Source organism: Phocaeicola barnesiae DSM 18169 = JCM 13652, assembly GCF_000374585.1.
In the GTDB taxonomy this organism is placed as follows: domain Bacteria; phylum Bacteroidota; class Bacteroidia; order Bacteroidales; family Bacteroidaceae; genus Phocaeicola; species Phocaeicola barnesiae.
Window position 1 is genome coordinate 148,677 of the sequence record NZ_KB894649.1, and the last position, 13,212, is coordinate 161,888.

A 13,212-nucleotide genomic window follows, 5' to 3' on the forward strand; every position below is an offset into this window, starting at 1 on the left:
TTTACTGTTTTCTGCCTGTTACTCACAAAAGCAGGTGCAAAGTAAACCCTTTTTTATCAGATAAGGAAATGAAAAAGGAAAAATAGCATACTTTTCGTAAGAATTACGTTGTCAGAATTCATGAAACTTCAACAATAAAAAACTGTTTCACAATACATTAACAAACTATAAGGAATAATATCGAAATGCAGATTTTTTGAATAGGCAATTTTTTATTACCTTTGCAACTGATTTTGAGCAACTATAAATAACATGAGCGCTAAAAAAGTTTTATTCATTACACAAGAAATTACTCCTTACGTACCCGAAAGTGAATTAGCCACCATAGGCCAGGATTTACCACAGGCCATCCAAGACAAAGGCTGCGAAATCCGTACCTTCATGCCGAAATGGGGCAATGTAAATGAACGAAGAAACCAGTTGCATGAAGTAATTCGTCTGTCAGGCATGAACCTGATTATCGACGATACAGATCATCCGCTGATTATCAAGGTTGCATCCATTCAGGCAGCTCGACGCCAGGTATATTTTATTGATAATGATGATTATTTCCAGCACCGGTTAATGGTAGCCGATGAAGACGGCAAAGAATATGAAGACAACGGCGAACGTGCCATTTTCTATGCCAGAGGCGTATTGGAAACAGTCAAAAAACTCCGTTGGTGCCCGGATATTATACACTGCCACGGCTGGATGAGTGCCATGGTACCTCTCTATATCAAGAAAGTGTACTATGACGAACCGTCATTCAGAGATTCAAAAGTTGTTTTCTCTGTATACAGTGACGGCTTCAAATCCAATCTGGCCGATAACTTTACCAGCCAGCTGATGCTGAAAGACATCACTCCGGAAGACATCAACATGATAAAGACTCCGGTCAATTACGAGGAATTGTGTAAACTGGCCGTCACCTACTCCGACGGTGTTATCCAGAACAGTGAAACGGTCAACCAGAATATTCTGGATTATGCCCGTAAACTGAACATACCGGTTCTCGACTATCAACCTGCCGATACATTTGCCGATGCATGCGATGCCATTCTACGACCAAGTGTGGGAAAATGCAGAAAACAAATAAATACCCCATAAATTGACAAGCAATGAAACTCAAGTTCTTGGCAGCATTAGGAATTGCCGCTACCCTCTACAGCTGTGATGATACGACCACCGGCATCGGTGACTTCGTAGCCAATGCAGACGAAATAACCGCCGTTGCTGAAACATATAACGTAACGACACGTACCAATCTGCTGGATTCCATCTATTCACGTACCAGCAGTGCGTACCTGGGGAAATATACCGACCCGGAATTCGGGGAGTATTCCGCAGAATTCATTACACAAATCAACTGTGTAGAAGGGCAACGATTCCCTGATACTTTCCAAGGGATTGAAGAAACCACACTGGAGCTCTATTATTACAACTATTATGGCGATTCGTTGGCTACTCTTCGTGTACAGGTAGATACATTGAATACAGCAATCAATGATAACGGTAAAGACAAACAATTGTACTACACTTCGTTCAATCCGGAAGATTTCTACAACAAGAATGCTGCCCCACTGGCTGTAAAAGACTATGCGGCATACAACGTAGCTACAGCGGATTCAACCAAGAGTGCAGAAGACCCATACAGCATTACAATGAGTCTAGGAAAAGACTTTTGTGACTATCTGACCCGCAAGTACGAAGAAAACGACCATAAGAATTTCGACGACGCACACGCTTTCATTAACAACGTACTGAAAGGATTCTATATCCACACCACCCATGGAGAAGGTTCGGTACTTTATCTCAGCGACATCTGGCTGAGAATGAAAGTCAAATACCTCACAAAGGGAAATGTTTCGGGAAAGGTAGACTCCCTTGTCTACATGTATGTACCGTTTGCTGCATCCAAGGAGGTATTCATGTCTACCCGCATGCAGAATTCAGAAAAGCTGAAAGAGTTCGTCAAAGAAGATGCACCTTATACGTATCTGAAAACACCCGCAGGCCTGTGTACGGAAGTGACACTCCCCCTGCGGACAATGTATGACGAATTGAGCAAAGATACCCTTAACTCCATCACGCTGTCACTGACAAAGATGAAATCGTCAAACGATGGTCCTTTTAAGATGGGTGTCCCTTCCAACTTGCTGTTGGTACGTAAGAGCGAGATGATATCGTTTTTCGAGAATAATAAGGTAGCCGATAACATCACTTCGTTCCTTGCTTCGTATGATAGCAACACCAATACTTATAGTTTCAGTAAACTGAACCGTCTGGTAAGCTATATTTTCAGTGAACTCAGAAACGAAGAAAAGAAAGACGATGATTGGGATAAGATCCTCCTTATTCCTGTCACGACAGAACTGGATTCAGAAAAAAATGTAGTAAGTATCTCACATGACATGGAGGTCAACTCAGCGCGCCTGGTAAGAGGAACAGAAGAGAACCCACTCAACATCAAGGTCATCATTACCAAGCCTACACAAATGAAATGACAACCTCCGAAAAATGACCTGATACAGAAGGCTGTCATCAAACAGAAAATAATATTTTAATAGAACGGTCGTTCGTTTGGATTGAAACGAACGACCGTTTTACATTCATACACCCCATCCGGATTCCCGGTTAAAACTACCCGGATGTTTTAAAAACAGTCACTAAAACCAGATAAAAAAAATCCCCATACCCGCTTGCGGATATGGGGAAATGATGTGTTAACCAGTTTGTAATTAATAGAAACCTATTTCTTACTTATTTTGACTTTTTACCGGAGGCCTTCTTGCTTGTAGCCTTCTTCTCAGCAGCCGGTTTATCACCTTCTGCTTTCTTCAACGCTTCCTGCAGACTCTTGATTTCATCATTCAGCTGAACAAGTTCTTCACCCTGATTCTTGATGGTAGTCAGCAATGAGCTCAATTCTTCGTTATCCATATCTACCGGATACAAAGAGTTGACACGTGCAATGAAATCACCCAGAATATTCATGTAGTTGGTAAAGGCATCATACGGAGAATCATAGATTCCACGGTTCAGTCCCACTCCTGTCTGTTTAGTAGTCATGAAACGGAAGTTGTTACTTGCCTGCAGGTAATACCAGTCTTGCTTGATACGACGGTCTGTACACAGATATACGCGTTCTGCTACACTGTAAAGCTTATTGAAAGCTTCACGCTGCATCACATTACCTAACCATGGGCTGATGTCTCTTTCTTCGTCTGTCCATGACATCGGATATGGAACATCCATGGCATCGACAGATTTCAGCTTGGTAACGACTTCTGTCGGAGTAGAGAAAGTAATACCTTTCTGTTTTGCACATACCGGCAACGCTTTCAGGAATTCCAGAATATTGGAAGACAACGGCTGAGCCATACCCAATGCAGACAATTCCATGAAGATATTGATGACCTGTTCATTTTCAGGCATAGCAGCAATCCAGTCGATGTATTTATCTGCGAACAACGGATATTCGCTCCATTCGCTGTTAGAGAAACGCAGGCTGATATCGTCAGACAATTTGAAGTCACGCATCAGCAGCTTCAGGTTCGGGTTCTCGGTGCAATGATACAGGTAATGCGGACTCTTCCATCCCAATACATGCTTAGCGCCTTCTACCAATACACCCTTGAAGCCCATATTGGCAATGATAGCACCGATTTCATTATCGTAAATCAAGCTGGAATTACGGAATACTTTCGGTTCCTGACCGAAATAGTCTTTCACTTTCCGGCGCATCTGTTCAACTTCTTCGCGGAAGCATTCTTCATTAGCCAAAGCAGACAGACCGTGAGAATAAGGTTCGCAAAGGAATTCACAGTTACCGGTCGCATTCAATTCCTGCAACAGTTCGATAACTGCCGGAGCGTGGATTTCCAACTGTTCCAAAGCTACGCCCGAAATGGAAAGAGCCACCTTGAATGCACCCTGGCTATCCTTAACCATTTCAATCAAGGTCCTCAGAGCGGGGATGTATGAACGTTCTGCCACTTCATTGATACCCTGTTCGTTGGCATAGTCATCATAGTAATAGTGATCCGATCCAATTTCGAAGAAGCGGTAACGTCTCAGATGTATGATTTGATGTATTTCAAAATAAAGACAAATTGTTTTCATATCGACTTAGTATAATTTGTTATTTACCATAATTTTTAAGAACCTGTTCGTACAACGCCCGAACTTTCAGTCCAACCTTTTCCCAGACAATACCGTCTACTTCCTTCTTACCTTCTACCTTCAGGTATTCATACAAGGCATCGTTGGTACAGATGGAATGGATGGCATCAGCCATGGCGTGAATATCCCAATAATCAGTCTTGATACACTTATCCAGAATCTCGGCACAGCCGGACTGTTTAGAGATAATGGTAGGAACACAGCACTGCATGGCCTCCAACGGAGAGATACCGAACGGTTCAGAAACAGAAGGCATGATGTACACATCACTCATCTTCAGCACTTCGTATACCTGCTTCCCTTTCATGAAACCCGGGAAGTGGAAACGGTCTGCAATACCTCTTTCTGCGGCCAGACGTATCATGGCATTCATCATATCGCCACTACCGGCCATTACAAAACGGATATTACGGGTACGGTTCAATACCATGGCAGCTGCTTCAACAAAATACTCCGGTCCTTTCTGCATGGTAATACGGCCCAGGAAAGTAACAATCTTCTCTTTCGGGTTCTTTTTCGGAACAATTTCCTCAATCTCCTTCGACAACGGAGATACCGCATTGTGCATGGTAAAGACCTTACGAGGGTCCTGATAATACTTATGGATAACTGTCTGACGAGTCAGTTCACTTACACACATGATACAGTCTGCATTATCCATACCGTTCTTCTCGATAGAATAGACTGTCGGATTCACATTACCGCGGCTACGGTCAAAGTCTGTTGCATGCACGTGAATAACCAACGGTTTACCGGAAACCTGTTTTGCATGGATACCGGCCGGATAAGTTAACCAGTCGTGAGAGTGGATAATGTCAAATTCCTGTTGTCTGGCAACGACACCTGCCACGATTGAATAGTTGTTGATTTCTTCGTGCAGATTATCCGGATAGCGGCCAGAAAACTCCATACAGCCCAAATCATTGGTGTGCATGTAATTGAAATCGGCATAGATATGGTCGCGCAAATCATAATACAACTGAGGGTCCATATACTGTCCTACCCGGCTCTTGACGTAATCCCACTGTACATCCCGCCAAACGATAGGTACACTGTTCATACCGATGATTTTCAAGAAACTCTGGTCTTCATCGCCCCAAGGCTTCGGGATACAGAAAGTGATTTCCATATCTTCCTGTTGCGACATACCTTTTGTCAAACCGTAACTGGCAGTTCCTAAACCTCCAAGAATATGAGGAGGAAATTCCCAACCAAACATTAAAACTTTCATACTATTCCTCCTTTTTATTGATTATCATATTTTTCCAATAAATTCAATGTACGCAGGATTTCAGCCACATTCATCGCAAATGCAATGGCACCTCTACCCTTGAACGGTGGGTTACCATCGAACAGTTCAGGAATAGAACTGATACAGTGGCTGGACATTTCATCCTCATAATTGATCAACTGACGTTCAACAAACGAAATGGCACTACGCTTATACAGGCGCAGGTAAGCTTCCAGATAGAACCCTTCCAGCCATGGCCATGCTGTACCCTGATGGTAAGCATAATCACGCTGAATCTGCGGTCCTACATAGTTCGGATTGTACCCGCCACTCTTCGGGCTCAACGAACGGAGTCCCTTCGGAGTCAACAATTCACGGGTGACAATATCCACAATGCCTTTCTTCTGTTTTGCGTCCAACGGAGAATAATCGAAAGCGGCTGTGAAAATCATGTTCGGACGAACACTCCAGTCCATCATATCGCCATCTACATAATCCAGCAGATAACCATATTCATTCAGGAATGTATCCACGAATGCTTTTCCGGCTTTTTCAGCCAACGCCTGAATCTTGTCGGTCCAGTCATTAGAACCGTCTTCTGACAACAAGTCACCAACGAATTTCAAATCATTGTACCACAAAGCATTGAATTCAACGATATAGCCGGTACGCGGAATCACAGGTCGGCCATTCACTGTAGAGTTCATCCACGTAACAGCTTTTTCACGACCATTCGTGTAAATCAAGCCGTTTCCATGAACCTCCAGGTTCGGATGTTTGTTTGTGGTCAAATAGCAAAGGATATCGTACAACAGCTGTCCGTATTCATGTTTGGCATTTTCCCGGGAAACCATCTTGGCATACTGCTGGATAGTCCAGATAGCCCACAACAGGACATCCGGATGTTCCATTTCATAAATCTTCAGGTCACACGGTTCGTCGTTGATGAATGCATTGATAGCTTTCACTGCAGTCTGCATGAATTGTTTGAATTTGTCTACTTCCCCAATAGACAAGGTAAGACCTGGCAATGAAATGAACATATCACGTGCACGGCATTTGAACCACGGATAACCTGCCAGCACATACAAATCGTCTCCCTGCTTGTTCAGGAACTGATGTGCCGAGTTAATCAAACAATGCTTGAAATTGTCACGTGGAATACGACGAGATGCCTCATTGTCGAATAGTTCATTCAGTGTTCCACAATCGATGGAAGAAACACCACCCGAGAAGATGACAGATTCACCTTTCTGGATATGCACTTCAAAATAACCCGGTACATACAAATCTTCGTTGAAGTCATACCCACGCTCCTGTTCTTTCGGATACTCGATGCCTCTATACCAATCCGGACAGAAGTTGAACTCATTCTCTTTGCTCAACTGCATGTAAAGTTCCGGATATCCCGGATACATACATGTCTTGATACCGTTCTCTACTACATCATAACGACGGCTGGCCTGAGAATTCTCATGTGTATACTGACGTACGCTACGGAATGCCAGATACGGACGGAGCCGCAAGATCGTATCCGAATGCGCATCTACCAGTGTGTAACGGATCAGGATACGATTTTCATGATGTACAAACAATTTCTCCTTCTTCAGGATTACCCCACCTACACGGTACAAAGTTGTAGGCAATTTCTCACACTCAAATTCACGGATGTATTTATGGCCACGCGGGCTGTAATTGTCTCCGTGATATTTGTGCAGTCCCAAATTAAACTCTGCCCCGTGCTGGATTACCGTTTCGTCCAAAGAAGAAAGCAACACATGGTTCTCGTCATCCAATTCCGGAATAGGAATGACTAACAAGCCATGGTATTTGCGAGTGTTACAATCTACTATTGTAGAGCTGTGGTAAGCTCCCGAACGGTTGGTCCGAAGAATCTCACGTGGAAGTGATTCTTCCAAGTTGGTCAACAGAGTCTTATCAAATCGTAAATAACTCATAGTTGTTATTTTAAGGTTATACTTAGATTTCGTTATCTAAAATGTTATTTCTATTTCACCTCAAAATTAGTAATTAAATAATGATTACAAAATGAAAAACAACTTTTTTCCAAGAAATATTTAAAAAAATGCTATATAACCGTAAGAAAATAAATTTTATCATTAAATTCATGTTACATAACATAATTCCAGAAAATGTTTTTCAACCCAATCCACTCCCAAATTCACCAAAGCGTGATTCAAAAACTTGATACTATTCAAGATACATATTTCGAGATGAAAGTATAGAAAAAAGGCTATCCAGCAAAATCCGAATAGCCCCTTTATCTAATATTTCAGGAAGTTCTGATCAATCAATCATATCGAATCCACAGTATGGCACGAGTGCCTTCGGGATACGGATACCTTCCGGTGTCTGGTTGTTCTCCAGCAAAGCCGCAACGATACGTGGAAGAGCCAACGCTGATCCGTTCAATGTATGACAAAGTTCTGTCTTCTTATCTGCCGAACGGTAACGACATTTCAAACGATTGGCCTGATACGTACCAAAATTTGATACTGAGCTGACTTCCAACCAACGTTTCTGAGCTTCTGAATAAACCTCGAAGTCGTAACAGATAGCTGCGGTAAAACTCATGTCACCACCGCACAGACGCAGGATACGGTATGGAAGTTCCAATTTCTTCAGAAGTCCTTCTACATGGTCCAGCATTTCCTGATGAGACTGCTTGGAATGTTCCGGCTTGTCGATACGCACCAATTCTACTTTTGAGAACTCATGCAGACGGTTCAGACCACGTACATCCTTACCGTATGAACCGGCTTCACGACGGAAACATTCAGTATAGGCACAGTTCTTGATCGGCAACTGTTTTTCATCCAGGATTACATCACGGTAGATGTTTGTCACAGGTACTTCTGCTGTAGGAATCAGATACAGATCGTCTACGTTGCAGTGGTACATCTGTCCTTCCTTATCCGGCAGCTGACCTGTACCGTAACCTGAAGCGGCATTTACAACAGTAGGAGGCATGACTTCCTCATAACCGGACTGACGTGCTTCATCGAGGAAGAAATTAATCAAGGCGCGTTGCAGACGGGCACCTTTACCACGATAGACCGGGAAACCTGCTCCTGTAATCTTCACACCCAGATCGAAATCAATCAGGTTATATTTTTTAGCCAGTTCCCAGTGAGGCAGCGCATCTTTCGGAAGTTCAGTTTCTGTACCTCCCATCTTTACAACCAGGTTATCTTCGGCTGTAGCTCCTTCGGGAACTTCATCGTAAGGAACATTCGGAATCGTATACAGCAGGTTCTGCAAATCTTCGGCAGCCTTGTCCATTTCAGCCTGCAACCCTTTGCTGGCTTCCTTTATTTCAGCTACACGAGCCTTAGCCGCTTCTGCTTCATCTTTCTTTCCTTCCTTCATCAAAGCTCCGATAGCCTTCGATGTAGCATTGACCTCGGCCAGGTTTCTATCTAATTGATTCTGTGCATTACGTCTTTTGTCGTTCAGTTCAAGCACTTGTGCTATTGTTTCCTTGGCATGAGCGAAGTGCTTCTTCTCCAATCCTTTGATTACCTTATCGGTATCTTCTGTAATTTGTTTGATAGTAAGCATATTTCTTGTTCCTTTTAAACTTCGTTATTAGGTTACGTGCCACAAAGATATAGTTTTTTATTGATATATATACCAAGGATTCCACGATATAAATCAATTTGAAATCAGAAAACCGGTAAAGTATAGACAAGTCCCAAGGAAATACGCTGCTCACTAAAGCTTTCTGCTCCCCATCTGCAGGCACGCTCTGTAAGATGTGTGTATTTATGGAGAAAATGCAGATACAACAGCAGACCGCTTTCTTCCATGGGAAAGAACTCGGCACAAAGCTGGGCATTCCATGTCCGCCGGTAATTACCTGCCGGAATGTCATCTTCCGATTTGAATACGTTACCCAGCTCGTATACTCCTTTTACATATAAATTCCAATGCGGGCTGACCCGATAGTCCAGGTTGCCGATAGTCGTAAAATAATCTACATTCTTGACAGTACGCCCTTCGTTTCCACCTGCCGCAGTCAGTTGACTGATCAGCCCTTTGGAATCCAGTCCTTCACGGGAGTACATGAAATCGATATATCCCAGAAAAGGCTTCCTGTCCCACACGTTTCCACATGTAAAATAAAACACATTCCGGTTACGGGCCAACTGTCCGTATGACAGGGAATAACGCAACTGCATGGCCCGGTCGATGAAATAGCCGTCCCAACTTACGGTGCCCAACAACGGAATCTTAGACTCCTCCACTCCAGCCGGAAGGCCGTAACTGAACAGTTCATCATTCGAACCGTTACGGTTGTTGACTACCTGAAAGTTTAATTCATGGTCAGGATGAAGCTTATACGCCAGATTCACACCGACCTGGTAACAAGGTAGATAATTATTAAAATCCGAGTAATAACGGACTTTGATGGCATTTACCCAACATTCATAGCCACTGAACTGTACGGCCTGCTTGCCGGCTGTCAACTGCAACCTGTCGTTCAGCGTCCACCCCACATTGGCCAGTTCCACCGAACCGGACAAATTGTCCAAAGAATATCCAGGGGTGGAATGTACATTCAGAATCTGACGGAAATGATAGGAGAATTTCTTGCTGAATGAGCCTAAGACCTCCAGACGGACACGGTTCACCTTGAATGCGGCTTCACTGAATTCCTTATTCAGAAACTCCACATTTGCCGAAGTAGCAAACTGTACATTCATGTGTGCCCAGTCTATTTCCCTTTCTTTACCAGTGACTTTTTCAAGCAAAGTCTCTGATTCTTCCGGAGAAATCAAAGCCTCATTCTGAGCCTGTACACCCATCGCTATAACAGACAACAACATACTCAAGACCATTACAGCCTTCTGTCGGAAAGAAACTACCAGTCTACCCATGCGTTCAAAAAAAATAAAATGAAGGAAAAGATGCTCCTGAAAAGAGCCACAAAATTTCAGAAAAGATTTTTACTTAAGAAAATTCAATGCAGTTTCGGAAGGTGATGGAAGGAAATTCACCTGCCTCATCGAAGCAGGGAAATTTCCTACCTATTATAATTATTTATTTTAGAGCCTGACGGATACGGACCAGTTTCACCAACAAATCTTCCAGTAAATCCAGTTTCAACATGTTTGCTCCGTCACTCTTTGCTACCGCAGGATTCTCATGTGTTTCCATGAACAGACCGTCTACACCGACAGCAACACCTGCTTTTGCCACAGTTTCTATCAACTGAGGCATACCTCCGGTAACTCCCGAAGTCTGGTTGGGTTGCTGCAACGAATGGGTCACATCCAATATCACCGGATGACCGAACGACTGCATTTCCGGAATACCCCGGTAATCGACAATCAAGTCCTGATACCCGAAAGTAGTACCCCGTTCTGTCAACATCACCTGACTGTTTCCGGCTTCCACTACCTTATCGGCCGCAAAACGCATAGCCCCCGGTGAAAGGAACTGTCCTTTCTTGATATTCACGATCTTACCCGTCTTGGCGGCCGCCACCAACAAATCCGTTTGCCGGCACAAGAAAGCAGGTATCTGCAGTATGTCTACATATTCGGCAGCCATCGCAGCTTCTTCGGCGGCATGTATATCTGTAACCACAGGAACACCGAACGTCTCACGTACCTTGGCCAATACCTTCAAAGCCTTCTCGTCTCCTATCCCTGTAAACGAATCCAGGCGTGAGCGGTTAGCTTTCCGATACGACCCTTTAAACACATAAGGGATGTGTAGACGATCGGTTATCTCTACTATCCGTTCGGCAATCCGCAACGCCATCTCCTCGCCTTCAATCACGCAAGGACCTGCCAACAGGAAAAAATTCTCACTGTTCTTCAAATCAGCTATAGTCTGTATCATATCTGTTAATTAGGAATAATCAATGTGATTGCTTCGGGGGCGACAGTCACCTCTATCGGGAAATGGCGGTCCAACCAGAGACGTCCGTCCAGGCTGACCTCGGCATTCTGTGCCCGTAAAATCTTCACACAACGGGTACGGTACGGTTTCACCGTCTTATGGTTCAGAATTCGTCCTTGCTGAAGCATCCACAGACCGGAAACCAGTTGACGCAATTCCGGACGATAAATCACCGAAACATCAAGCCATCCGTTATACGGGACAGCGCTCGGGGTCAATCCATATCCTCTTGCACTACCGATAGCTACCGCCATGATTCTTCCCCGAATATGTTCATCGTTTACTTTCAGATGCATCCGATGTTGTTTACGTTCGAATGCCACCAAAAACAAGGAAGACAGATACGAAATGAGCGGAATACCCCAGAAACGTTTCGTCTCATTGGTAATCAGGACAATACGAGCTCCCAGGCCCATATATACGGCATTGAGGAAATAACGGACTTCATGCTTATCGCCATCAAAATAACTGAAGACTCCTACATCTACCTTCCGTAAACGACGATTGATAATGACATCTACCGCACCTTTATAATCATCGGAGTCCAGTCCCCAGAATTTGGCAAAATCATTGCCGATACCATTCGGGATAATGCCGAAAGCAATCTCACCCTTATCGGGTACATCCGAAGTCATGATTCCATTGACCGCATCGTTGATAGCTCCGTCACCTCCCACAATCACAATGGTCCTATATCCGTTGTTAGCCAATGTCCTGGCCAGTCTTTCTACAGACCCGAACCCTTCCGACTGGACATAATCAAACTGGACATTCCGGCTATCCATGTAATCACGAATAGCCACCCAGCGTTTCTGAGCTTTTTTGCTTCCGGCTTTGGGGTTATAGATGATTCCCCATCTGTTTGGTTCTACCGCCATAATCTAGTCATTAATGTAATGCGACTTAAGTTATCTGTTCAAAAGCTGTATGATTTCGGCCACCTTGTCTTCCATCGGGCGGGTAGCATCAATCCAATGAATCGTAAAGCCTCTGCGTTCCATCCCTCTGAACCATGTCATCTGCCGTTTGGCAAACTGATGGATAGCTATTTCCAGCTGACGGAACATTTCTTCATAGGTCATTGCACCTGTCACATACAAGGTCAGGTACTTATACTCCAATCCGTAATATATCAAATCCTCAGGTACAATGCCACTATCCAGCAACGCACGTACCTCGTCCACCATTCCCTCATCCAGACGCTGACGGAGCCTGCGCGAAATTTTCTCTCTACGCAATTCCCTGTCAATATCCACACCGATAATCAAGCTGTTCAGCTCGGGAAAGGAACGGGCATCGACCGGTTGCTGCAGGTAATATTCTTCGATTTCGATGGCACGGATAGCACGTTTTACCGTATCCACATCGGTGGAGTTATGCAATTGCTTGTAGGTAGACAGAATTTCCGTCAGTTCCGACAAGGATTTATCGCCCAACCGTTTTCTCAGCTCCGGATTCTCGGGGACCAGCAACAGCTTATATCCCTTCAGCACAGATTCCAGGTACATGCCTGTACCACCACACAGAATCGGGAGCATCCCCCGATTTCGGATAGAATCGTATGCTGCCAGAAAATCCCGTTGGAATTCGAACACATTATATTTATAACCGGGAGGTACAATATCAATCAGGTGATACGGAATACGGTGTCCGTCCACCACATAATCAGCCAGATCTTTTCCCGTTCCCAAGTCCATCCGACAATAGACCTGACGGCTGTCTCCACTGATAATTTCTGTCCGTAGCCGTGCAGCCAATGCCGCCGCCAGCGGTGTCTTACCCGATGCCGTAGGGCCCAGAATGGTTATAAGATCATAATTCATAAGTCAGCTTATTGTTTCTATCTACAAATATAGGCTTTTTTCTGCACACAGGCCGGACAAGTG

9 protein-coding genes and 1 pseudogene are annotated in these 13,212 nt (G+C 44.1%); 2 read left to right on the forward strand and 8 right to left on the reverse strand.

Annotated elements, in window-relative coordinates:
* Nucleotides 1-252 precede the first annotated feature (252 nt).
* Together C510_RS16345 and C510_RS0108785 are read left to right on the forward strand one after the other, a co-directional pair.
* Nucleotides 253-1,078 (forward strand): annotated as a pseudogene (locus tag C510_RS16345) (glycogen/starch synthase).
* A 22-nt stretch (nucleotides 1,079-1,100) separates the two neighbouring features.
* The gene (locus tag C510_RS0108785) at nucleotides 1,101-2,486 is read left to right on the forward strand and encodes a DUF4270 domain-containing protein (protein ID WP_018710974.1); all 1,386 of its coding nucleotides are present in this window, start codon (nucleotides 1,101-1,103) and stop codon (nucleotides 2,484-2,486) included.
* A gap of 256 nt (nucleotides 2,487-2,742) precedes the next feature.
* Here C510_RS0108785 and C510_RS0108790 read toward each other — a convergent pair whose 3' ends face one another.
* The 8 genes from C510_RS0108790 to miaA all read right to left on the reverse strand — a co-directional run bounded on the left by C510_RS0108790 (nucleotide 2,743) and on the right by miaA (nucleotide 13,149).
* Nucleotides 2,743-4,104, reverse strand: coding sequence for a glycoside hydrolase family 57 protein (locus C510_RS0108790; protein WP_018710975.1), 1,362 nt, complete (start codon nucleotides 4,102-4,104; stop codon nucleotides 2,743-2,745).
* Nucleotides 4,105-4,123: 19 nt separating this feature from the next.
* Complete coding sequence (locus C510_RS0108795) at nucleotides 4,124-5,395, reverse strand: glycosyltransferase family 4 protein (RefSeq protein WP_018710976.1); 1,272 nt, start codon at nucleotides 5,393-5,395, stop codon at nucleotides 4,124-4,126.
* A 14-nt stretch (nucleotides 5,396-5,409) separates the two neighbouring features.
* Nucleotides 5,410-7,353 carry a glycogen debranching enzyme N-terminal domain-containing protein gene (locus C510_RS0108800; protein WP_018710977.1) on the reverse strand — a complete coding sequence of 648 codons (1,944 nt, stop codon included), beginning with the start codon at nucleotides 7,351-7,353 and terminating at the stop codon, nucleotides 5,410-5,412.
* A 349-nt stretch (nucleotides 7,354-7,702) separates the two neighbouring features.
* Complete coding sequence (gene serS, locus C510_RS0108805; protein ID WP_018710978.1) at nucleotides 7,703-8,977, reverse strand: serine--tRNA ligase; 1,275 nt, start codon at nucleotides 8,975-8,977, stop codon at nucleotides 7,703-7,705.
* Between the two features lie 104 nt (nucleotides 8,978-9,081).
* Nucleotides 9,082-10,296 carry a porin gene (locus tag C510_RS0108810; RefSeq protein ID WP_018710979.1) on the reverse strand — a complete coding sequence of 405 codons (1,215 nt, stop codon included), beginning with the start codon at nucleotides 10,294-10,296 and terminating at the stop codon, nucleotides 9,082-9,084.
* 163 nt (nucleotides 10,297-10,459) lie between these two features.
* Entirely contained in the window at nucleotides 10,460-11,254 is a 795-nt protein-coding gene (gene kdsA / locus C510_RS0108820; protein WP_026320167.1) for a 3-deoxy-8-phosphooctulonate synthase, read from the reverse strand.
* Nucleotides 11,255-11,271: 17 nt separating this feature from the next.
* A complete protein-coding gene (locus C510_RS0108825; RefSeq protein ID WP_018710981.1) occupies nucleotides 11,272-12,204 on the reverse strand; it encodes a diacylglycerol/lipid kinase family protein in 933 nt (310 codons plus the stop codon).
* A gap of 30 nt (nucleotides 12,205-12,234) precedes the next feature.
* On the reverse strand, nucleotides 12,235-13,149 hold the full coding sequence (miaA, locus tag C510_RS0108830) for a tRNA (adenosine(37)-N6)-dimethylallyltransferase MiaA (RefSeq protein WP_018710982.1): 915 nt from the start codon (nucleotides 13,147-13,149) through the stop codon (nucleotides 12,235-12,237).
* Between the last annotated feature and the right edge of the window lie 63 nt (nucleotides 13,150-13,212).